This window comes from Streptomyces albicerus, assembly GCF_008905045.1.
Classification (GTDB): domain Bacteria; phylum Actinomycetota; class Actinomycetes; order Streptomycetales; family Streptomycetaceae; genus Streptomyces; species Streptomyces albicerus.
Map to the genome: position 1 here is coordinate 13,659 of NZ_VWMY01000042.1, position 21,798 is coordinate 35,456.

At 71.1% G+C, this 21,798-nt stretch carries 18 protein-coding genes and 2 tRNA genes; 4 read left to right on the forward strand and 16 right to left on the reverse strand.

Annotation, left to right across the window (positions count from 1 at the left end):
* The 9 genes from holA to leuS all read right to left on the reverse strand — a co-directional run.
* A partial coding sequence (gene holA, locus GAS53_RS33590; protein ID WP_151481593.1) for a DNA polymerase III subunit delta occupies nt 1-910 on the reverse strand: 910 nt, incomplete at its 3' end.
* 60 nt (nt 911-970) lie between these two features.
* Entirely contained in the window at nt 971-1,216 is a 246-nt protein-coding gene (locus GAS53_RS33595; protein WP_151481533.1) for a hypothetical protein, read from the reverse strand.
* Between the two features lie 102 nt (nt 1,217-1,318).
* On the reverse strand, nt 1,319-2,200 hold the full coding sequence (locus GAS53_RS33600; protein WP_151481534.1) for a YceI family protein: 882 nt from the start codon (nt 2,198-2,200) through the stop codon (nt 1,319-1,321).
* Between the two features lie 172 nt (nt 2,201-2,372).
* Entirely contained in the window at nt 2,373-3,200 is an 828-nt protein-coding gene (locus GAS53_RS33605) for an arylamine N-acetyltransferase family protein (protein WP_151481535.1), read from the reverse strand.
* A gap of 4 nt (nt 3,201-3,204) precedes the next feature.
* Nucleotides 3,205-5,928, reverse strand: coding sequence for a ComEC/Rec2 family competence protein (locus GAS53_RS33610; RefSeq protein ID WP_151481536.1), 2,724 nt, complete (start codon nt 5,926-5,928; stop codon nt 3,205-3,207).
* A complete protein-coding gene (locus GAS53_RS33615) occupies nt 5,925-6,968 on the reverse strand; it encodes a ComEA family DNA-binding protein (RefSeq protein ID WP_151481537.1) in 1,044 nt (347 codons plus the stop codon). The genes GAS53_RS33610 and GAS53_RS33615 overlap by 4 nt, the downstream gene beginning before the upstream one ends.
* 108 nt (nt 6,969-7,076) lie before the next feature.
* Nucleotides 7,077-7,922: a DegV family protein gene (locus tag GAS53_RS33620; RefSeq protein ID WP_151481538.1), complete on the reverse strand. Its 846-nt coding sequence runs from the start codon at nt 7,920-7,922 to the stop codon at nt 7,077-7,079.
* A gap of 72 nt (nt 7,923-7,994) precedes the next feature.
* Nucleotides 7,995-8,777 (reverse strand): hypothetical protein, encoded by a 783-nt coding sequence (locus GAS53_RS33625; protein WP_151481539.1) that lies wholly within the window; start codon nt 8,775-8,777, stop codon nt 7,995-7,997.
* Nucleotides 8,778-8,952: 175 nt separating this feature from the next.
* Nucleotides 8,953-11,841 (reverse strand): leucine--tRNA ligase, encoded by a 2,889-nt coding sequence (gene leuS, locus GAS53_RS33630; protein ID WP_151481540.1) that lies wholly within the window; start codon nt 11,839-11,841, stop codon nt 8,953-8,955.
* A 534-nt stretch (nt 11,842-12,375) separates the two neighbouring features.
* Here leuS and GAS53_RS33635 point away from each other — a divergent pair.
* Together GAS53_RS33635 and GAS53_RS33640 are read left to right on the forward strand one after the other, a co-directional pair.
* Nucleotides 12,376-13,605 (forward strand): cytochrome b/b6 domain-containing protein, encoded by a 1,230-nt coding sequence (locus GAS53_RS33635; protein ID WP_151481541.1) that lies wholly within the window; start codon nt 12,376-12,378, stop codon nt 13,603-13,605.
* Nucleotides 13,605-15,221, forward strand: coding sequence for an NADH-quinone oxidoreductase subunit NuoF family protein (locus GAS53_RS33640; protein ID WP_151481542.1), 1,617 nt, complete (start codon nt 13,605-13,607; stop codon nt 15,219-15,221). The genes GAS53_RS33635 and GAS53_RS33640 overlap by 1 nt, the downstream gene beginning before the upstream one ends.
* A gap of 170 nt (nt 15,222-15,391) precedes the next feature.
* Here GAS53_RS33640 and GAS53_RS33645 read toward each other — a convergent pair.
* A tRNA-Ala gene (locus tag GAS53_RS33645) sits at nt 15,392-15,464 on the reverse strand.
* 112 nt (nt 15,465-15,576) lie between these two features.
* Between GAS53_RS33645 and GAS53_RS33650 the strand changes: the two genes are divergently transcribed.
* Nucleotides 15,577-16,776: a glycosyltransferase 87 family protein gene (locus GAS53_RS33650; protein ID WP_225859248.1), complete on the forward strand. Its 1,200-nt coding sequence runs from the start codon at nt 15,577-15,579 to the stop codon at nt 16,774-16,776.
* On the opposite strand, the gene GAS53_RS33655 is transcribed toward GAS53_RS33650, so the two are convergent.
* The 3 genes from GAS53_RS33655 to GAS53_RS33665 form a co-directional block, all read right to left on the reverse strand.
* Entirely contained in the window at nt 16,755-16,988 is a 234-nt protein-coding gene (locus tag GAS53_RS33655; RefSeq protein WP_010986886.1) for a hypothetical protein, read from the reverse strand. The two genes, GAS53_RS33650 and GAS53_RS33655, sit on opposite strands and share 22 nt — an antisense overlap.
* Nucleotides 16,989-16,991: 3 nt before the next feature.
* Nucleotides 16,992-17,165 (reverse strand): hypothetical protein, encoded by a 174-nt coding sequence (locus tag GAS53_RS33660; protein ID WP_151481543.1) that lies wholly within the window; start codon nt 17,163-17,165, stop codon nt 16,992-16,994.
* A 68-nt stretch (nt 17,166-17,233) separates the two neighbouring features.
* Complete coding sequence (locus GAS53_RS33665) at nt 17,234-18,703, reverse strand: MFS transporter (protein ID WP_151481544.1); 1,470 nt, start codon at nt 18,701-18,703, stop codon at nt 17,234-17,236.
* Between the two features lie 112 nt (nt 18,704-18,815).
* On the opposite strand from GAS53_RS33665, the gene GAS53_RS33670 reads away from it, so the two are divergent.
* Nucleotides 18,816-19,736: a helix-turn-helix transcriptional regulator gene (locus tag GAS53_RS33670; RefSeq protein ID WP_151481545.1), complete on the forward strand. Its 921-nt coding sequence runs from the start codon at nt 18,816-18,818 to the stop codon at nt 19,734-19,736.
* Here the strand turns inward: GAS53_RS33670 and GAS53_RS33675 are convergent.
* The 3 genes from GAS53_RS33675 to rsfS all read right to left on the reverse strand — a co-directional run bounded on the left by GAS53_RS33675 (nt 19,728) and on the right by rsfS (nt 21,619).
* Nucleotides 19,728-19,800: transfer RNA gene (locus tag GAS53_RS33675), tRNA-Ala, on the reverse strand. The two genes, GAS53_RS33670 and GAS53_RS33675, sit on opposite strands and share 9 nt — an antisense overlap.
* Before the next feature lie 683 nt (nt 19,801-20,483).
* Nucleotides 20,484-21,176: a histidine phosphatase family protein gene (locus tag GAS53_RS33680; protein ID WP_151481546.1), complete on the reverse strand. Its 693-nt coding sequence runs from the start codon at nt 21,174-21,176 to the stop codon at nt 20,484-20,486.
* Nucleotides 21,173-21,619 carry a ribosome silencing factor gene (gene rsfS / locus GAS53_RS33685; RefSeq protein WP_151481547.1) on the reverse strand — a complete coding sequence of 149 codons (447 nt, stop codon included), beginning with the start codon at nt 21,617-21,619 and terminating at the stop codon, nt 21,173-21,175. The genes GAS53_RS33680 and rsfS overlap by 4 nt, the downstream gene beginning before the upstream one ends.
* Nucleotides 21,620-21,798 lie beyond the last annotated feature (179 nt).

Consider the following 21,798-nt stretch of genomic DNA (forward strand, 5'->3'; position numbering starts at 1 on the left):
CGCCCTTGACGCCCGCGTCGGCCTCCGCGACCGCGCGGAGGGCGACCGCGACACCGTCGGGGGTCCAGCCGCGCATCTGCTGACGGACCCGGTCGATCTTCCAGGGCGGCATGCCCAGCTCCCGGGCAAGGTCGGCGGGCCGGCCGCCGCGGGCGGAGGACAGCTTCCCGATGGCCCGTACGCCCTGGGCCAGCGCACTCGTGATCAGGACAGGGGCCACGCCGGTCGAAAGGGACCACCGCAAGGCCTCCAGGGCCTCCGCCGCGCGTCCCTCGACCGCCCGGTCGGCCACCGTGAAGCTGGAAGCCTCGGCCCGGCCCGTGTAGTACCGCCCGACGACGGCGTCGTCGATCGTCCCCTCGACGTCCGCGACAAGCTGTGTCACGGCGGATGCCAACTCCCGCAGGTCACTCCCGATGGAGTCGACGAGGGCCTGGCAGGCCTCCGGCGTGGCGGATCGGCCCAGCGCCCGGAACTCACTGCGCACAAAGGCCAGCCGGTCCGCCGGCTTCGTCATCTTGGGACAGGCGACCTCTCGCGCCCCCGCCTTGCGTGCGGCATCGAGCAGTCCCTTGCCCTTGGCCGCCCCCGCGTGCAGGAGTACGAGGGTGATCTCCTCGGCGGGGGCGCCCAGGTACGCCTTCACGTCCTTGATCGTGTCGGCCGACAGGTCCTGCGCGTTGCGCACGATGACGACCTTGCGCTCGGCGAAGAGCGACGGGCTCGTCAGCTCGGCGAGCGTCCCCGGCTGCAACTGGTCCGACGTGAGGTCCCGTACATCCGTGTCCGCGTCGGAGGCCCGGGCGGCGACCACCACCTCGCGTACGGCGCGGTCGAGCAGCAGGTCCTCCTGCCCCACGGCGATCGTGACAGGAGCGAGCGGGTTGTCGTGTGCAGAGTTCCTGGCCATCGCGGTCAAGCATCCCACGCACCACTGACAACGGGCTCCGGGCGATGGCCATGGGGCGGCTTACGGTTCCTCGCGCCAGCCGTCCCACTCCCCCGCGAACTCGTCCAGCTGCCCTGCATCGAGCCGCCCGTCCGCGTCCCGCAGGACCAGCAGCCACTGCGCGTCCTCGGCATCGTCCTCACCGGCCAGTGCGTCCCGTACGAGCTGCGGCTCCTCGTCGAGTGCGAACCGCTCCCCGAGTGCCTCGGCCGCCGCCTGAGCGGCGTCGCGGTCAGGCAGAACCAGTACATGTCTCACATCGCTCACACGGACATTTTCCGGTACGTGGGCGAGGCGCCGGGCCGGGGGGCGGGACGCTGGGCGGGACGCCAGGCCGGGGGGCGAGCGGGCGGCCGTCGAAACTCCGGGTCAGCTCTTGGGCACGATCTGTACGTCCAGGTCGATCCTGATGCTCGGTCCGACCACGGCGATGCCCCGTGCGAGCATCGTCTGCCAGCTCACCGTGAAGTCGTCGCGGCGCAGTTCGGTGGTGGCCCGGCAGGCTGCCCGCACCTCGCCCTCCATGCCGTTGCCGACGCCGAGATACTCCGTGTCGAGCGTGACCGTGCGCGTCACCCCGTGCAGCGTCAGCGCGCCGGTGACCGCCCACCGGTTGCCGCCCCGGTGCCCGAACCGGTCGCTGTAGAACTCCAGCGTCGGGAACCGGTCGACGTCCAGGAAGTCCGCGGACCTCAGATGGTCGTCCCGCATCTTCACGTTGGTGTCGATGGACGCGGCGTCGATCACCACGTGCATGGCCGACTGCTCCACGCGCTCGGCCATCCGTATCACCCCGGCGAAGGCGTTGAACCGGCCACGCACCCGCGCCAGCCCGATGTGCCGTGCGGTGAAGGCGATCGAGGAGTGGGTCGGCTCGATCTCCCAGTCTCCCGGGCGGGGTAGCGCGGGCGGTCGAGCGACGTGCAGCGTCACATCACCGAGCGAGGCGAGTGCGTTCTCGGCCACCGTGGCGTCCGCCCGGTACGGGGCGTACCCCTCCGCCGACACCGCGAGCCGGTACTCCCCCGCCGGCACCGTCACCATGAAGGACCCGAACGGATCCAACCCCCCGCCGACCACCTTGCGCCCCAAGGCGTCCGTCACCACGAACTCCGCATGCGGCACCGGTTGGTTGACCGGATCCAGCACCCGGCAGTTGAGCACTCCGGCACCGTCCGGCATCGGCACCGCGGCACGGTGACCCGTCCGTTGTGCTCGCTTCGTCCGCTTTCCCAGCCAACTGCCGACCATCTGCGACCCACCCTCGTGCCATACGAATGACGTGAAATCACCTGTTGCCGAGGAGGTATTCGACCACTGATGCGACTTTCGAGGCAACACGCGACCACATCGCAGGAATCCAGCACATGTGCTGGGACTACGCACGAGTAGCCCGAATTGGCAGCTCCGTTTATGTTTTCCCTCAGACGCCCCCTTTCCGGACAACCGGGACGCGCTCCAGCACGATCCCGAACCGCTCCCGATACGCCTCCAACACCTCCTCGTCCGTGGCCAGATCCGACCCCTGTTTCCTGCCCTCGCGGTCCGTGACCGTGAGCGAGCGACCACTGAGCGTGATCCGACCGCCGTCCTCGGTCACCCGCGAGCAGACCAGTGACTGCGTGAAGTGCGACTCCGGCGAGGTGCTGTGCCACCAGGCCCCGGCCTCGAAGTCCCCGAGCACCCGTGGCCGTGTCTCCAGCCGGTACTGCGACCTGCCGTCCCGCACCACGTCGAGATCCCCGAACTCCCCTGCGCTTCCCCGTACCCCCGCCGGATCCGCTCCCGCCACGATCACCCGGAACGTGCCGCTCGGATCCGCCTGCTCGCCCCGCTCCTCGAAGGCCAGCGGGTAGTGGCTGTTGGCCCCGAATCCGACGTCGACCAGCCAGTCACCGCCGTCCACTGTCCGTACCCGCAGCGCGAGATGGTCGTACGGAATCCCCAGTCGCTCCTCCTCTCCGTACACGCGCCCCGCGAGCAGCGTCACATCGAAGCCCAGTGCCCCGAGCAATGCCCCGAACGCCCCGTTCAGTTCGTAGCAGAAGCCGCCTCGCCGGGCGCCCACCACCTTGTCCAGGAGCCGTTCCTCCTCCAGGACGATCTCCTCGCCGAGGTGGATCGACAGGTTCTCGAACGGCACCGTCTGCAGGTGTCTCAGCTGGAGTTCGCGGAGTACGTCGGCGGTGGGCCAGGCGGGGTGGGCGGCGCCGATCCGGCGGAGGTAGGCATCGGCCTGTGCGGGTTTCATGCCCTCAGTCTCGCGCCACCAGCAGGTGATCACCTCCACCGGCCACGGCGACCGCCCCGTCCTCGTCCGTACGCAGCACCTCCGCGCCCCCGGTCCGCAGCGCCGCCACCGTGCTCGGCGCCGGATGCCCATACGGGTTTTCGGCCCCGCAGGAGATCAGCGCGAGGCGCGGCGCCACCCGGCGTATGAGGTCCGGGTCCTGGTAGGCCGAGCCGTGATGGGCGACCTTGAGCACGTCCACGGCCCCCAGGCCGGCCCCGGCCGGTGATCTCAACAGCGCCTGCTGGGCCGGTGGTTCGAGGTCTCCGAGCATCAGCAGCGTCAGCCCGGCCGACCGTACGAGCAGGGTGACGCTCGCGTCGTTCGGACCCTCCGGTCCCGGGGCCGGGCGCGGTGGCGGCCACAGCACCTGCCAGTCCAGCGCGCCCGTACGACGGCGCTCCCCCGCCACCGCCCGCGTCACCGGGATACGCCGGGCCGCCGCCTGCCGATGGACGAACTCCGCCTGATCCAGCGGCTCTTCGAAACCCGTCGTCTCGATCGCGCCCACCGAACGCCCGCGCAGCACGCCCGGCAGCCCCGCCGCATGATCCGCGTGGAAGTGGGTCAGGACGACGAGCGGGATGCGTGTGATGCCGAGCGCGCGCAGACACCGGTCGACCAGCATCGGGTCCGGTCCCGCGTCGACCACCACACCGGTACCGTCGCCCGCCGCGAGCACCGTCGCGTCGCCCTGCCCCACGTCGCACATCGCGAACCGCCAGCCGGGCGGCGGCCACCCCGTGATCACCCGCGTGAGCGGAGGCGGCTGCACCATCACGAACAGAAGCAGCACCCCGCAGGCACCGCTCAGCCAGGGATGCCTCAGAAGCCTCCGGCCGACGAGCACGACAACGGCGATCGCGCAGGCGAGCAGCAGCGCACCCGCCCAGCTGCCCGGCCAGTCGACTCCTCCGCCCGGCAGCGCCGCCCCCGCACGGGCGATGTCGGCGATCCATCCGGCGGGCCAACTCGCCCACCACGCCAGCGCCTTGGCGACCGGCATCGCCCAGGGAGCCGTGGCCAGCGTCGCGAAACCCAGCACCGTGGCCGGCGCGACCGCGAACTCCACCAGCAGATTGCACGGCACCGCCACCAGGCTCACCCGGGCCGAGAGGACGGCGACGACAGGCGCGCACACCGCCTGCGCCGCCCCCGCGGCCGCCAACGCCTCCGCCAGCCTGGGTGGCACCCCGCGCCGACGGAGCGCGGCACTCCACCTCGGGGCCAGCGTGAGCAGGGCGCCGGTGGCGAGCACGGAGAGCAGGAAGCCGTAGCTCCGGGCCAGCCAGGGGTCGTACAGCACCAGCACCAGGACCGCCGTGGCCAGCGCCGGGATCAGTGATCTGCGGCGGCCCGTGGCGATGGCCAGCAGCGCGATCGATCCGCAGGCCGCGGCTCGCAGCACGCTCGGATCCGGGCGGCACACGATCACGAACCCGAGCGTGAGCACACCGCCGCACAGGGCGGTCGCCCGCAACGGGATGCCCAGCCGGGGTGCCAGTCCGCGGCGCTCGGCCTGCTGGGCGCGGCCGGGTGGTCCGATGAGCAGGGCGAGCACGATGGTGAAGTTGGCCCCGCTGACAGCCAGGATGTGTGTGAGATCCGTCGCCTTGAACGCCTCGTCCAGCTCCGGCGTGACCCGTGAGGTGTCCCCCACCACCAGCCCCGGCAGCAGCGCCCGCGCGTCCGGCTCCAGCCCGTCGGTCGCCGCCCGCAGCCCAGCCCGCAGCTCTCCGGCGAACCTCTGCGTGCCCGACGGCTGCCCGACCACCCTCGGCGGTCCGCTGCCGCGTACGCGCACCACGGCCGCGATCCGGTCGCCGTCGCCGAGCGCGGGCACGATCCGCGCCGACACACGCACCCTCGTGGAGGGCAGGAGGGAGAGCCAGGGCGAGCCCTGCCGGTCACGAGCCGTCCGCGGGCTCGCGTCCACGATCAGCAGCACCGGGGTCCGCGTCTGTGCGACCGTCCCGTCCGGCTTCTCGATACGCCGGACCTCGGCGTTGAGCAGGATGGCGGTCGGAGCCGCGTGGTCCCCCTTGATCCTGGGGCGGGTGAGCCGTGGGTCCGAGGTGACCTCCGCCTCGGCTGTCACCTCGGCGTACTGCCGCGCCAACTCCGGTACGGGACCACGACGCAGGTCCGCGCCATGCAGCCCGCCGGAGGCAGCCGCTGCCGCGACGCAGAGCAGCACGGCGGCGACGGAGGCCTTCGGCCACGAACGCCATCGGCCCCGCCACGGGTCGTCCCGGCACGGGTCGCCCCGCCGCGGCTGCCGATGCCGCTCCGGCTCGGGTCGATGAGTCGCTTGCGGCTCAGGCCCAGGCCCAGGCCCAGGCCGATGATGTGGCTCCGGCTCCGGCTGCCGCTCGCCGCCCACCCGGCGGCGTCCTGTGACCAGCAGCCAACCCGCCACGACCACACAGACGATCACCACTCCGGCGACCCACTCCTGTGGTGCGTCCAACGCCACCGCCGCGGTCGCCCATGCCGCCAGCGCCGGCGGCACCAACCGCAGATCCGTCGGCCCCTCTTGGCGAGGATGCGCGGCGCCGAGCGGATTGCCGGCGGTGGCATGTACGACTGGGCGGCGGTCGGGCGGGGCGGCAGGGGCGGGTGGTCCGAGGGCCGAGGAAGCGCGCGGCCCGCCCGGCCCTGCCACGCCACGAATCCCCGGGCCCGTCATGGCCGTACGAGATTCTGCAGATCGGCGAAGCGGCGGTCACCGATGCCGTTCACCTCGCGGAGTTCGTCGACCGAGCGGAAGCCGCCGTGCTGGGTGCGGTAGTCGATGATGTGCTGGGCGAGCACGGGGCCGACGCCGGGCAACGTGTCCAGCTGCTCCAGGGTGGCTGTGTTGAGGCCGACCGGAGTGGTCGCACCAGCTGCGGCTCCGCCGGAGCCCACGGCGCCCGGGCCGCCTCCTGCCACGCCGGGCCCGGCCACGGCCGGCGGTGCTCCGACCACCACCTGCTCACCGTCCACGAGGAGCCGGGCGCGGTTGAGGCCCTCGGTGTCCGTGCCGGGGCGCACGCCGCCGGCCGCCCGGAGCGCGTCGGCGACCCGGGAACCGGCCGGCAGCCGATGGATACCGGGCTCGCGCACCTTGCCGCTGACGTCCACCACGATCGCGGCACCGGCCGCGCCCACGGGGTCCCGTGCGGCCGCCGAGGATCCGGGCGCCGCCTCCTGCGTACCCCCGTGCTCCTCCCCGTACGGAACCGCGGCCCGCACCACTTCCGGCGCTCGCACCGGCTCGGTCCGCCCCGACCAGAAGTGCTGCGCGGCGAAGGCCGCCGCGACGAGGAGCACCGCAGAGAGCGCGACCACACTCCTCCGCTCCAGTCCGCACCTGGTCTGCAGCCACAGGGGCATCCGCTCTCGGACGGCAAGCCCGGCCCGCTCGCGCCATGCTGTTCCGGCCTGGGCCCTGTCTCCACCTCCGGCCGCGTCGGTTTCCGCGCTCGTGACCACACCGGTGCCGACATCACTCCACTCCGGTTCGTGCGGCACCACCGGTGGCCCATGCCTCAACTCTCCGCGCACTCTCGTCCGTTCGGCGAAGAGTGTCTCCGCGCGAAGGCGCAGCGCCTCCGCCGAGGCCTCGCGGCGCCGGGACCTGGTGCGATAGGGGTGACGACGGTGTCGCGTACGACCGTCGGAGGCCGGGCCGCGGCCCGGCCCACTGGTAGCTGTCGCTGTCCGTGAAGCTGATCGAAGTGCCATGCGACGAGAATCGGGCACCATCGCCCGACCGCGATGATCTTGCTCAATTCCCGGGGATTACTGCCCAGTTGTGGATAACTCCATCACCCGTAAGGGCAGGTCAAACCCTCACCGAGGGGAAACGACCGCCCCCAGCAACCCGGGCCCGGTATGCGCCCCGATCACCGCCCCGACCTCACTCACATGCAGATCGGCCAGCCCCGGTACCCGAACCCGCAGCCGCTCCGCGAGCGCCGCCGCCCGCTCGGGCGCGGCCAGATGATGGACCGCGATGTCGACCTGCGCGCTCCCCGCCCGGTCGGCCACGATCTCCTCCAGGCGGGCGATCGCCTTGGAAGCGGTCCGCACCTTCTCCAGGAGCTCGATGCGCCCGCCGTCCAGCTGCAGCAGCGGTTTCACGGCCAGTGCGGACCCGAACAGCGCCTGCGCCGCCCCGATCCGGCCGCCCCGGCGCAGATAGTCGAGTGTGTCGACGTAGAAGTACGCGTACGTACCCGCGGCCCGTTTCTCCGCCGCGGTGACCGCCTCGTCGACCGTGCCGCCCGCCTCCGCGGACTCGGCCGCGGCCAGCGCGCAGAAGCCGAGAGCCATGGCGACCATCCCGGTGTCCACCACCCGGACGGGCACGGTAGCCTCGCGCGCGGCGAGGACGGCGGCGTCGTAGGTGCCCGAGAACTCGGCGGACAGATGCAGCGAGACGATGCCGGTTGCGCCCGACTCGGCGACCTTGCGGTAGGTCTCGGCGAAGACCTCGGGGCTGGGCCGGGAGGTCGTGACGGACCGTCGCTTCTGCAGCGCCTGGGCCAGTGAACGGGCCGAGATCTCGGTGCCCTCTTCGAGCGCCTGGTCGCCGAGGACCACGGTCAGGGGTACCGCGGTGATGCCGTGGCGCTCCATCGTCCGTGGCGGCAGGTAGGCCGTTGAATCGGTGACGATCGCGACATGGCGGGACATGAGCTGGAGGTTACCTGTCAGGGGCCGTGGGCGGCAGCCCGGCCCCTCCCACCTGCGGCCGGACAGGCGGAATCAAGTCGTGCTCTCGGGGCGGCGCTTCTTCTCCCAAGGGTAAGCGGGCCGCTGCACCGGCGGGTCGATCGCGGCCCGGGTCGGCTCCTCGGCCGTACGCGACTCGGGGCTCTCCGGCCAGGTCTGCTGATCGGCGGGGGCGGTCGGTGCCTCCGGCCACGGCGGCGGGGTCTGCGCGGAAGACGGCTCCGGCGCCCACGTGGGGGCCGGCTCCGGTGTCGGCGTGGCAGACGGCTCCGTCGTCGTCCAGTGCCGCAGAGCGCCCGCCTCCATGTCGATCTGCGTGCTCAGCGAATCCAGGTCGTCGTTCACGAAACGCTGGGCGCGGTCGCGGGCCGCCCAGCGGAGTGCGTCCGCCGACTTCGTTATCTGCTCCGTGCGCTCCCGCAGTGACGGCAATCGCTCGGTGAGGCGGGCCCTGTCCGGCTCGCGCTCCAGTCGCTTCAGCTCGCCGTCCAGCTCGTGGCCGTGCGTGCTGAGCCGCTCGAAGAGCGCCAGGGACTCCTTCAGCGACTCATCCTCGGTCACGCCCGCGTGCAGCGCGTCCTGGGTGGCGCGCATCGATGTGCGCAAGGAGAGCCGCAGTTGGGCGATCTCGCCCTGCGGTCCCGGCTGGGCGAGGGTCTTCGCCCTGAGCGTGGAGTCCTCCACCGTCCGGCGGGCCTGCGCGACGGTGCGGTCCACGCCTCGCTTGGCCGCGCCGACCACCTTCACCGTCGCGTACGCGCCCAGCACCAAAAACAGCACGAAGATCAGCGCCACGACTGCGACAACGGCTTCCATGACGGTCCTCTCGGGTCCTGCATCCAGTGCCTACGGGCTCTTCCACCGTAAACGGAGAAGGCAGGCCGGGGGTTCCAGCGGAACCCCCAACCTGCCCGTAGGGGACTACCCCGAGCCGCCCAGGCACACCGGCCCACGCGGGCCGGCTCATCACACCGGCCGCCCCGGAGAGGGCCTACGCCGGAACGATGTTCACCAGCTTCGGCGCCCGCACGATCACCTTGCGGATCCCGGCCCCGTCCAGCGCGGCGACCACCTTCTCGTCGCCCAGCGCCACCTTCTCCAGTTCCTCGTCCGAGATCGACGGGGACACCTCCAGGCGGGCCTTGACCTTGCCCTTGATCTGCACGACGCAGGTCACGGTCTCGTCCACGACGTACGCCGGGACGGCGACCGGGAAGTCCTGGTGCACGACCGAGTCCGTGTGGCCCAGCTTGCGCCACAGTTCCTCGGCGATGTGCGGGGCCAGCGGCGCGACCAGCAGCACCAGCGGCTCGGCGACCGTGCGCGACACCGGACCGCCCGCCTTGGTCAGGTGGTTGTTCAGCTCGGTGACCTTGGCGATGGCGGTGTTGAAGCGCATGCCGTCCAGGTCCTGCCGTACGCCGTCGATCGCCTTGTGCAGGGCGCGCAGCGTGTCCTCGTCAGGCTCTGTGTCGACCACACTCAGCGAGCCGGTCGCCTCGTCCACGACGTTGCGCCACAGCCGCTGCAGCAGCCGGAACTGGCCCACCACCGCGCGCGTGTCCCACGGCCGCGACACGTCCAGCGGGCCCATCGCCATCTCGTACAGGCGCAGCGTGTCCGCCCCGTACTCGGCGCTGATCTCGTCCGGAGTGACGGCGTTCTTCAGGGACTTGCCCATCTTGCCCAGCAGCCGGGAGACCTTCTCGCCCTGGTAGTAGTACGCGCCGTCGCGCTCCTCCACCTCGGCGGCCGGTACGGCGATGCCACGGCTGTCGCGGTACACGTAGGCCTGGATCATGCCCTGGTTGAACAGCTTGTGGAACGGCTCGGCCGAGGAGACGTGCCCCAGGTCGTACAGCACCTTCGACCAGAAGCGCGCGTACAGCAGGTGCAGCACGGCGTGCTCGGCGCCGCCGACGTACAGGTCGACGCCGCCGTGCGGCTGGCCCTCCCGCGGGCCCATCCAGTACCGCTCGACCTCCGGGTCGACCAGCTTCTCGGAGTTGTGCGGGTCCAGGTAGCGCAGCTCGTACCAGCAGGAACCGGCCCAGTTGGGCATGGTGTTGGTCTCGCGGCGGTACGGGCGCGGACCGCGGCCGTCGCCCAGGTCCAGCGTGACGTTGACCCAGTCCTCGTTGCGGGACAGCGGGGTCTCCGGAGACGTGTTCGCGTCGTCCGGGTCGAAGGTGCGCGGCGAGTAGTCCTCGACCTCCGGCAGTTCCAGGGGCAGCATCGACTCGGGCAGCGCGTGGGCGATGCCGTCCTCGTCGTAGACGATCGGGAAGGGCTCGCCCCAGTAGCGCTGGCGGCTGAACAGCCAGTCGCGCAGCCGGAAGTTGACGGTGCCCGCGCCGATGCCCTTGCGCTCCATCCACTCGGTGATGCGCGCCTTGGCATCGACGACGCCCAGGCCGTCCAGCGAGATGTCGTCATTGGAGGAGTTGATGATCTTCGCGTCGTACGACGCGAAGGCGTCCTCCCACGTCGACGTGTCGGTGCCCCGGCCGTCGGTCGGCTCGACGATGCAGCGGATCGGCAGTTCGAAGGCGCGCGCGAACTCGAAGTCGCGCTGGTCGCCCGCCGGGACGGCCATGATCGCGCCGGTGCCGTAGCCCATCAGCACGTAGTCGGCGATGAAGACCGGGAGCTGCTCGCCGTTGACGGGGTTGGTCACGTAGGCGCCCGTGAAGACGCCGGTCTTGTCCTTGGCCTCGGCCTGCCGCTCGACGTCGGACTTCGAGGCGGCCTGGGCGCGGTAGGCGGCGACGGCCTCGGCGGGCGTGGCGTGACCGCCCGTCCAGACGTCGTGGGTGCCCTCGGGCCAGGTGGCCGGGGTGAACTTCTCGACCAGCGGGTGCTCGGGCGCCAGCACCATGTAGGTCGCGCCGAACAGGGTGTCCGGGCGCGTGGTGAAGACCGTGATGGCCTCGCCGTCGATCGGGAAGTCGACGCGGGCGCCTTCGGAGCGGCCGATCCAGTTGCGCTGCTGCAGCTTGATGGCCTCGGGCCAGTCCAGTGCGTCCAGGTCGTCCAGCAGGCGGTTGGCGTACGCGGTGATGCGCATGTTCCACTGGCGCAGTTTGGCCTTGAAGACGGGGAAGTTGCCGCGCTCGGAGCGGCCGTCCGCGGTGACCTCCTCGTTCGCCAGGACGGTGCCCAGCCCGGGGCACCAGTTGACGGGCGCGTCGGAGGCGTACGCCAGCCGGAACTCGCTCAGCACGTCCGCCCGCTCGGCGGCGGTCAGGTCGCTCCACGCGCGCGTGCCGCCCACAACGCCCGGTACGGCACGCTCACCGCTCTCGAACTGGGCGACCAGTTCGGCGATCGGGCGGGCCTGCTTCGCCTCGTCGTCGTACCAGGAGTTGAAGATCTGCAGGAAGATCCACTGGGTCCACTTGTAGTAGCCCGGGTCGATCGTCGCGAACGAGCGGCGCTTGTCGTGGCCCAGGCCCAGCCGGCGCAGCTGGACCTTCATGTTCTCGATGTTGCCCTCGGTGGACACGCGCGGGTGCGTGCCGGTCTGCACGGCGTACTGCTCGGCGGGCAGGCCGAAGGCGTCGAAGCCCAGGGTGTGCAGGACGTTGTGGCCGGTCATGCGCTGGTACCGGGCGAATACATCGGTGGCGATGTATCCCAGGGGGTGGCCGACGTGCAGGCCCGCACCGGAGGGGTACGGGAACATGTCCATGATGAACTTCTTGGGCCTGGCGGCCAGCTCGGGGTCACCGGCCAGGTCACCCTTCGGGTTGGGCGCCTCGTAGGTGCCGTGGGCGTCCCAGAAGTCCTGCCAGCGTGCCTCGATCTGGTCGGCCATGGCGGCCGTGTAGCGGTGCGGCGCGGCCACCTCGGAGGCGGCAGCGGTATTCGTCTCGCTCATGATCCTCAAAGCTCCATCGATCGTCTCTGCCAGCGGCTTAGGAAATGAAAAAGCCCCTCGCACAGGAGGGGACGCCGCGCCGATTCCGGCCACGGATTCATCGGTGGCCGGGGCTGATCAGCGCGGCTCGCTAAGCAGAAGGCGTACGGCACGCATGGCGTCAGGGTACCGCAGCGACCGAGCGGGCCGCGACGCGCTTTCGGCTACGCTGCGGCACTGCGTGTCACGTCCGCAGCAGGTCGGCAAAAGTTGAATAGAAGTCAAAGGTTACTTCGCGTAATGGCCTCTAAGGGACATCACAACTCCCTCATTGCCCTTTGATAACAACGCAATAACTCAAACCTCGTACCCCTCGGTATGGCTCGACCTAGAGTGCGGCAGCGGGACCGCTTCCCCGAACCGTTTGGGAGACACCCCCATGAAGCCTCGACGCACGATCAGCCCGGTTTCCCGACCGGGCCGCTCGGCCAGCGGTGAAACCACTGCTGCCGCACTCTTGCGCATGCCCCTCGCCGCGATATCAGGGGGTTTGTCATGACAGACGACAGTACGGTGGATGACTCGTTCGCTGAGTTCCTCAACTTCGGCGCGGGCGTCCTGTCGCTGGTCTGCCTGACCACCTCGGTGCTCTGGGGACTCATCGCCCAGGATCGGATCCTCCTCAACGCGCGCCAGCGCATGCTGGCGCAGGCGGTGCACCGCACCACCGCGGTCGCCTCGATCGTCTTCCTCCTGGTGCACATCGGGGTCAAGCTGGCACTGGAGCACACCTCGTGGATCGCCGCGGTGATCCCCTTCGGACTTCTTGCCACGAACGACGAGGACGCGACGGGCAGGGCCTTCCTCATCGGCCTCGGCACCCTGGCCAGCATGCTCATGATCTTCGTGGCCATCACCGGCCTCCTGCGCCACCGCTTCGCGTCGCCGGCGCCCGTCGCGGCCCGCTGGCGGGCCATGCACATGCTGGCCTATCCCGCGTGGTGCGCGGCGCTGGTCCATGGCCTGCTCGCCGGGCGCGAGGCAAAGCCGATCTTCGTGATCCTCTACTGCCTGAGCCTGGTGGCGGTCGGGGGGGCACTGTCCCTGCGCATGGCTCCGCAGCCCTTCAAGTACAAGGTCGCCCGCCGAATTCAGGACATGATCGGCTCCGACGAACGACAGCTCCGCGAGAAGCCCGCGGCACGCCGTGCCACCGAAGACTCCTCCTTTCCGGGCGCCCGTTCACGACGGGATTCCCAGGAGGCGTTCATGCCTCAGCAGGGAACGTCGTCCGCGTCGTCGTCGCTGTACGACACCGGGCAGAACGCCGCCCTCACAGACACGAGCGGCTTCGCGGCGGCCTACCGGGCGGTGTCCAACACGCCGCGCGCGCAGGATCCGCTGACGCCCGACCCGACCCAGCGCATGCAGGTCCCGCTGGACATGCAGCCCACGGAGGCGATGCCGCGCGTCGACGGCAACACCGGTGCCCGCTGGCCGACCCCGTCCCCCCCGCTCTACGAGGCCCCGCCGCGCCCCGCCGGGACACCGACGTACGACACCGGCACCATCCCCACGTACGACGCGAACGCCGCGTACGACACCGGCACCATCCCCGCGTATGGCGGGAGTGATGTGTACGACACCGGTGAGACGAACAACCCCCTCGGTACGTACAACCCGAACGACACGTACAACAGCGGTCCCGCCACTGAAACGCAGCCCGGTTCCTACGAGGCACCCAGCAACGGCGAACCCTGGAACGCGCCTTCCGGAGGCTATTAGTGAACGAGGCCCTTCCCGACGTCCCCGAAGTCCGAGTGGTGGGCCTGCCCCAGCTCACCTCCGGATTCGACCTCGTCGAGAGACTCGACCTGCCCATGCACCTGAAGGTGCACGGGCCGCTCGAGCCCATGGGCGGTGAGCAGCTCGCGCAGCTCTCCGAGCGGATCTCCCTGAAGGGCCGTGGTGGCGCGGGCTTCCCGTTCCACAAGAAGTTGCGGTCGGTCGCCGAGGCGGCGATCCGCCGCGGTGTACGTCCTGTGGTCGTCGTCAACGGAAGCGAGGACGAGCCCGCCTGCCGCAAGGACACGGTGATGATCAACCGTGCCCCGCATCTGATCCTGGACGGCGCCCTGCTGGTCGCCGAGGCGCTGGGCGCCCGCACCCTGGTCGTCGGTGTGACCCGTGAGTCCACGCAGCGGTCGATGGAGGCGGCGCTCTCCGAGCGCGGGCTGACCAACCGGCGCGGAGCGACCATCCGCGCGCGCGTGCAGCGCAATCCGATACGGATGGTGACCGGGGCGGCGGCCTCGCTGGTCCGCTCCATCGACGGCGGGCCGGCGATCCCGCCCGGCCGCAAGACCAGCGCCTCGCAGAACGGTGTCGGTGGCGCGCCCACCCTGCTGTCGAACGCCGAGACGTTCGCCCAGCTGGCGATCGCCGCGCGCATCGGCGCCGAGCGCTACGGCAACACCGGCCTGTACGACGAGCCGGGCACCGTCATGCTCACCGTGTCCGGAGCGGTCGCCCGCCCCATGGTGATCGAGGCCCCCACGGGCGTACCGCTGCGCTACATCCTGCAGCTGGCCGGCGCCCCGCCGGTCCCGCAGGGCGTACTGACCGGCGGGTACCACGGCAAGTGGCTCGACTCGGCGACGGTCAACGAGGCGATCGTCTCGCGCAACTCCCTGGACGCGGTGGGAGGTGCGCTCGGCGCCGGCGCGATCCTCCCGATCAGCACGGCGACCTGCCCGCTGGGCGAGTCCCTGCGAGTGGCGCAGTGGCTGGCGGAGGAGAGCGCGGGTCAGTGCGGTCCCTGCTACCTCGGGCTGCCCGCCGCGGCGCGCGGCATGGAGGACATCCTCAACGGCGGTGGCCCGGCCGCCCTGGAGGCGCTCAAGCAGGTCGCCAACGCCGTGAAGCGGCGCGGCGCGTGCTCGCACCCGGACGGCTCCGCGATGTTCCTGGAGTCGACCATCAAGGCGTTCACGGACGACCTGGCGGCGCATGTCCTCGGCAACGGCTGCGGAAGGCCCGTAGAAGGCGTTCTGCCGCTCTTCGAGGGCGGCCAGCAGCCCACCGGCATCCCGGGCGGCCAGCCGGAGCAGGAGCAGGGTCCCAGCCGTCAGAAGATCTACGTCGACTGGACGCTGTGCCGCGGGCACGGCCTGTGCGCGGACATCCTCCCGGAGGTCTTCGAGCTGGGCGCGGACGGCTTCCCGACCGTCGCGCAGGCGAATGTGCCCCGGTACGCGGAGGCGAAGGCCATGCGGGCCGTACGCCGCTGCCCGGCGCTCGCCCTGCGCATCGAGGAGGACACCCGCGGCGCGGCCCCCCGGCAGAACCTCCCGGCCGTCCGCGAGGGCCGCGGCCGCCGCGCCCTGGGCAGCGGCCGCTGACACCAAAGGCGGGCCACTTGGTACGGGGTGGCCCGCCTCTCGCGTCAACTCCCGCGCGCTCAAAGGGGGCGCGGGTGGCGAAGCCCCCGCAGCGCGCGGCACAGCCGCGCAGAAACGACAAAGGCGACCCGGTCCGCGCTCTTCGCGGACACAAGTCGCCCTCGCATATGTGGAGCTAAGGAGATTTGAACTCCTGACCCCCTGCATGCCATGCAGGTGCTCTACCAACTGAGCTATAGCCCCTTGCGGTGTTCCGCCGGTCTCCCTGGCGGCGACGCCAACATTACACGGTCTTCAGGGGGCACTACCAAATCGTTTCCGTTCTGTACGGATACGGGGGCTAGTGTCGGCCTTCGTGACCGTGATCGCGCTCCCCCATGTTCATCGCCGCGCGTCCGTCGCTCTGGGGGCCTGCCTGCTGTCCTTCGCGGCCTTCTGGGTCGCCCAGCGTGCCGCCGAGGTCTCGATGGTCGACCTGATGGTCTACCGGGCCGAGGGCGAGACGGTACGCGCGGGCGGCGACCTGTACGCGCTGCGTGCCACCGAGTCCCAACTGCCCACCACCTACCCACCGTTCGCCGCCCTTATGTTCACCTCGCTGACACTGCTGGACACGGCGGCCATGCGCACCCTGGCGACGGCCGGAAACCTGGCCCTCCTTGTGGTGTTCGTCGCACTCGCCCTGAGGATCGCCGGCCACACGCGCGTGGCGAGCGTCTGGTGGGTCGCAGCGGCCGCCGTGTGGTGCGAACCGGTGTGGACGACGCTGCGGTACGGGCAGGTCAATCTGCTGCTCGCCGTGCTGGTGCTGTGGGACCTGTCACGGCGCCCGGGCCACCGCTGGCCGGGGCTGGGCATAGGCATCGCGGCGGCGGTCAAGCTGACTCCCGCCCTGTTCGTGGTGTTCCTGCTGGTCACCGGTCTCGTGGCACGCAAAAGGCATGGCTCCGGAGGGCCGTGGCTGCGGCACGCGCGCGGGGCGGCCGCCGCGTTCGCCGGTGCGACGCTGCTCACGGCGGCGGTCCTGCCGTACGACTCCTGGCGCTTCTGGACGCGCATGGTCTTCGAGACGGGGCGGGTCGGGCACGCCGAGGAGACCGCGAACCAGTCGCTCCGCGGGATCCTCGCGCGCTTGCTGCACACCCCGGAGCCGGGCGCCTGGTGGGTCGTCACGGCGGCTCTGGCGGGTGTCCTGGGGCTCGGGGTCGCCGTGGCCGCGGAACTGCGCGGGAGGCGCGCCTGGGCCGTCGTCGTCTGCGCCACGACGGCGCTGCTCGTCAGTCCGGTGTCGTGGTCGCACCACTGGGTGTGGTGCGTGCCGATGGTGCTGCTCCTGGGGAGGACGAAAACGGTCGCCGCGGGCATGGCGGTGGTCTTCTGCTCGTACGCGCTGTGGTGGGTGCCACACGGCCCAGGACGTCCGGAACTGCGGCAGAACGGCGTCGAGTTGACGTTGTCGGCCCTCTACGGAGGTGCCGCTTTCGTGTTTCTGGCCGTTGCCGGGGTCGCCATGTGGCAAAACCCCGGCCGGAATCAGGCTGTGGCGAACGAATAGAACCGTTTGAGCGTGCAGTGCTCGTCGAGAAGCCGGCCGTAGATCGGCTCGCCCTCCAGCTCGCGGTACGTCTCGATGGGGTCGCCTTTTATGATCAGCGCCCGCGCGCACTCCTCGCACCAGTACTGATAGTCGTGGTTGACCGGTTCCATGTCGCGGACGATCGGCGTACCACTGCCGCACCAATCGCACTTTCGCCTGTGTGCACCCATCAATCAGCTCCAGCTGTGGCCGCAGGCCGTGCACACGTAGGAAAATCCGCCGTTGTCGCCAAGTACCAGGGCGACGTGGGCCGAACCGCAGGAAGGGCAGTCGAGGCGGGTGATCCGGTCCCGTATCACCTCGATTTCGGGAAGGTCGTCGACCTCCCCGAGGATGCTCGCAGGCATCGCCACTCCCTCCCGTCGGGCCGCGCCCCCTTCGGCCGTTTGATTCTGCCACGGCCGGACCAATACGGTCAGCGACGCCTTCGTACCAGTCCGGACACGGCACCCGTCGCGGCGGTCGCGGCCAGCGCGAACATGCAGACGAGAAGCGCGTCCGAAGAGGTATACGCCTCCGAGGCCCCAAGTGACTCAAGCCGATTCAAGAAGAGTGTGCCGAAGGCGGCGACGCCGATCAGCTGACCGAGCTGGGTGACCGTGGCGAGCAGTCCGCTGGCGTCCGCCGCGTCCTCCGGGCGCACCGTCGCGAGCGCCCGCGTCAGGGTCGGACTGAAGCCGAGCGCGAGCCCGACGCCGACGCCGGCGAACGCCGCGTACAGCCAGAAGCCGGCCCCGCGGCCGTCCCGCAGCGCCAGGCCCACGCCGGCGACGGACACCGCGGCGAGCACGAACCCGGCGGGAATCAGCACCCGTTGCCAGGAAGCGGGCCACTTGCGCCAGGTCAGCCCGACCAGGCCGAAGACCACCGCGGTCGGCGCGAAGGTGAGTCCCGCGCGGAGCGCGCTGTAGCCGAGGCCGCCCTGGACGTGCAGGGTGAGCGTGAACAGGAAGCCGCCGTTGACCGCCATCACGGCCATGATCCGGAAGATCGCGAGCCCGATGCCGGGGTGGCGCAGTACCCGGGGTGCGATCAGCGGGGTGCCGCCACGCCGGGCGAGCCGGGACTCGTACGCGCAGAACAGGACGAAGAAGACCGCGGCCGCGGCGAGCGACAGCCAGGACCACAGCGGCCAGTCCTCCTCCTGGCCGAGCACCAGCGGCACTGTGAGCAGCGAGACGGCCGCGCCCAGGAGCACCAGGCCCGGCAAGTCGAGGCGGTGCGAGCGCTCGGGGGCGCGTGCGTCGTCGCGCGGCAGGACGCGCGCGCCAAGTGCCAGGAGTACGGCGCCCACCGGGACGTTCACCAGGAACACCGGCCGCCAGTCGGTGCCGAACAGGTCCGCACTGACCAGGACGCCGCCCAGCACCTGTCCGGCCGCGGCGCCGGTCGCGAGGACCGCCGAGTACAGACCGAGGGCCCTGCCCCGGGCCTCGCCGGTGAAGTTCCGCTGGATCAGGCTGAGCACCTGCGGGATCATCACCGCCGAGCCGGCGCCCTGGATCAGCCGGAAGGCGATCAACTCGCCGGTTCCCTGCGCGAGTCCGCAGGCGAGCGAGGCCGCCGTGAACAGCGCGAGGCCGGCCAGGTAGACGCGGCGGTGGCCGAACAGGTCGCCCAGGCGGGCACCGGTGATCAGCAGCACGGAGTACGTGATGGCGTATCCGGCGACCACCAGCTGCAACTCGGCGCCGGTGGCGTGGAGTTCGGCGCCGATGGTGGGCACCGCGACATTGACGATGAAGACGTCGAGCAGTGCCATGAACTGGGCGGCGAGGACGATCGCGAGGAGCCGTCCGGGGTGATTGTCAGTGCCGGGAGTTTTACTGGTGGCAGGCCTTGGTCCGGGTGCGGGGCCTGCGCCCGCGGGGGTTGTGGTCGTCATGGCAGCGAGCGTGGCGGCGGGCGGGTACGGGTGCCGAGAGCCCGCTGATGCTGGTACTGGCAGCACCTGTCAGGGGCAGGGTCCGGGGTCGACGATGGGGGATGTGACGACGATGGCCACGAGACAGCGGCGCCGGCCGGAGCTTGCGGCCTTCCTGCGGAGCAGGCGGGCGCGGGTGACACCGGACGACGTGGGGATGCCGCCCGGTCTGCGCCGCCGCACGCCCGGACTGCGGCGCGAGGAGGTCGCGCAGCTGTCGGGGGTCGGTGTCACCTGGTACACGTGGCTGGAGCAGGGACGGCCGATCAACGCGTCGCCTCAGGTCCTGGACGCCGTGGCGCGCACACTGCGGCTGGACCAGCCGGAGCGCGAGCACTTGTACGACCTGGCCGAGGTGCCGTACACGCCAGGTCCCGAGTCGACCGCGCTGGCCGTGGGCCCGGAGATCCAGGAGATCATCGACGCCCTCGAACCACAGCCGGCGGTGGTCTACAACGCGCGGTTCGACATCCTGGCCACCAATCCGACGTACCGGGACCTGTTCTTCGTGCCGGAGATGCCGGGTACCGACGAAGGCGGGATGCGTAACGCGTTGTGGTCGCTGTTCACGGTGGACGAGCGGGACTGTCCCCTGATGTTCCGGGAGAGCGAGCTGCCGGTGATGGTGGCGACGCTGCGGGCCGCGTACGGGAGACATGTCGGAGAGCCCGCGTGGGAGGACTTCATACGCCGGCTGTCGGAGGCCAGTCCGTACTTCGCCGAGCTGTGGCGGAGCGGGGACGTGGCACCGCCGGGGCCGCGGGTGAAGACGTTCCGGCACGTGGCGGTGGGTGAGTTGCGGATGACGTCGGTGTCGCTGTCGGTCAACGGCATGCCGGACTGCCGGATCGTGGTCTACCGGCCGGACGACGAGGAGACGAGCGCGCGGGCCGCGCGGCTGCGGGACCTTCGAAGGCGGCGGGGGCAAGGGCGGCGAGGGGAACGAAAAATCCCGCCCCCTGATGGGAACGGGATCATCGGTCTGTGGAGCTAAGGAGATTTGAACTCCTGACCCCCTGCATGCCATGCAGGTGCTCTACCAACTGAGCTATAGCCCCTTGCGGTGTCCCGCCCACCTTCCCGGCGGCGGAACAAGAAGAACTTTAGCCTGCGACCAGCCGGAAAGTGAAATCCACCCCGGCAGGCACAGGGGCCCGGACGGGAGGCGCTTCGGGGCTGGGCGAGGGACGCCCGGCAGATCCGGTGCAGAGGCTTCCCGCGAGCTGGACGAAGACATCGCGAGCCGCGCGCGTGAGCTGCCGACAGGCCCGAAAGGCCCCTGCGCGTGGGCCGCCGACGGGCCGTGCGGGTGCGCCACCGGGCCGTGCTCGGGTGGCTCGCGCCCTGCACGTCAGGGTGGCTGACAGGGCCGTCTGGACGTCACAGCTTGGCTTCTGCCCGGCGACTCGCTCGGGGCTGCTGCAGCCAGTCGACCTGCCGCTGCCGCTGTGCCCGGGCGAAGCTCGCGGTCCGGCCTCCGGCAAGCCCGAAGCCGACCCTCCAGCCTCCGGCGGGCTGACGTCCGGCAGGGCTGAAGGCCTCCAGCGGGACTGGCCCCCAGCAGGACTGAAATCTGCCCTGCGACAGCCCCGAGGCCCGCCCCATGACGCGCCCGAGATCCGCCCTCCCCCGCGCCCGAGTCCGCTTCCAACGGGCCAGAAGTCCGCGTCCAACAGGGCCCGAGGCCCAACCTTCGGCGGCCCGAGCCGGCGCAAGGGCACCCGCGCCCCGGCCGCAGGCCCTAGTCGTCGTCCCCCAGTACCGGCTCCGGCAGCGTCCCCGCGTTGTGCTCCAGCAGTCGCCACCCGCGGGCGCCCTCGCCGAGGACGGACCAGCAGCAGTTGGACAGACCGCCGAGGCTCTCCCAGTGCTGGGACTCCAGGCCGAGGAGGCGGCCGATGGTGGTGCGGATGGTGCCGCCGTGGCTGACGACCACGAGCGTGCCGTCGTCGGGGAGTTTCTCGGCGTGCCGGAGCACCACGGGGGCCGCGCGGTCGGCGACCTCGGTCTCCAGTTCACCGCCGCCCCGGCGCACCGGCTCGCCGCGCTTCCACGCCGCGTACTCGTCGCCGTGCCGCGCGATGATCTCCTCGTGCGTCAGGCCCTGCCAGACGCCCGCGTACGTCTCGCGCAGGCCCTCGTCGTGCGTCACGTCGAGGCCGGTGAGCGCGGACAGCTCACCCGCGGTGTTCGCCGCCCGCTTCAGGTCCGAGGCGACGATCGCGTCGGGCCTCAGGGACGCGAGCAGCCGGGCCGCGCGGCGCGCCTGGCCCACACCGGTCTCGGTGAGCTCGACGTCCGTGGTGCCCTGGAAGCGGCGCTCCACGTTCCACGCCGTCTGGCCGTGGCGCCACAGAATGACGCGACGCCCCCGGCCCGCTCTCTTCCCGGCCCCGGCCCCAGCGCCGGCCGACGCCTCCGCCCCGGCGGTCACCGCAGCTCTCCGCGCAGCTCGGCGGCGTCCTCCGCGTCCTGGAGCTTGGCGTGCTCGGCGGCCTTGCCGCGCGTGGCCTTGGCGTCAGCGGGCAGGTCGAGCTCGGGGCAGTCCTTCCAGAGCCGCTCGAGCGCGTAGAACACGCGCTCCTCGCTGTGCTGGACGTGCACCACGATGTCGACGTAGTCGAGCAGGATCCAGCGGGCGTCGCGGTCGCCCTCGCGGCGCACCGGCTTCGCGCCGAGTTCCTTGCTCAGCCGCTCCTCGATCTCGTCGACGATCGACTTGACCTGGCGGTCGTTGGGCGCGGAGGCCAGCAGGAAGGCGTCCGTGATCGACAGCACGTCGCTGACGTCGTACGCGATGATGTCGTGCGCGAGCTTGTCGGCGGCCGCCTGTGCGGCGGCGGTGATGAGCTCGTGAGAGCGGTCAGTGGCGGTCACTACAAGGCTTTCCGTAGGCGGTCATGAGTCCCCCGGAGGGGTAGGGCCTGTCCGGCGGATCATGCCGGAGACGCGGGGTCCGGCACGCACATCTGCGGCGTTGACGTCGGTTGCCGACGCTTCGCGCGCCGACGCCCTCCTCCGCCTTGCAGCCGCACGCACCGGACCCCGCTCATCCG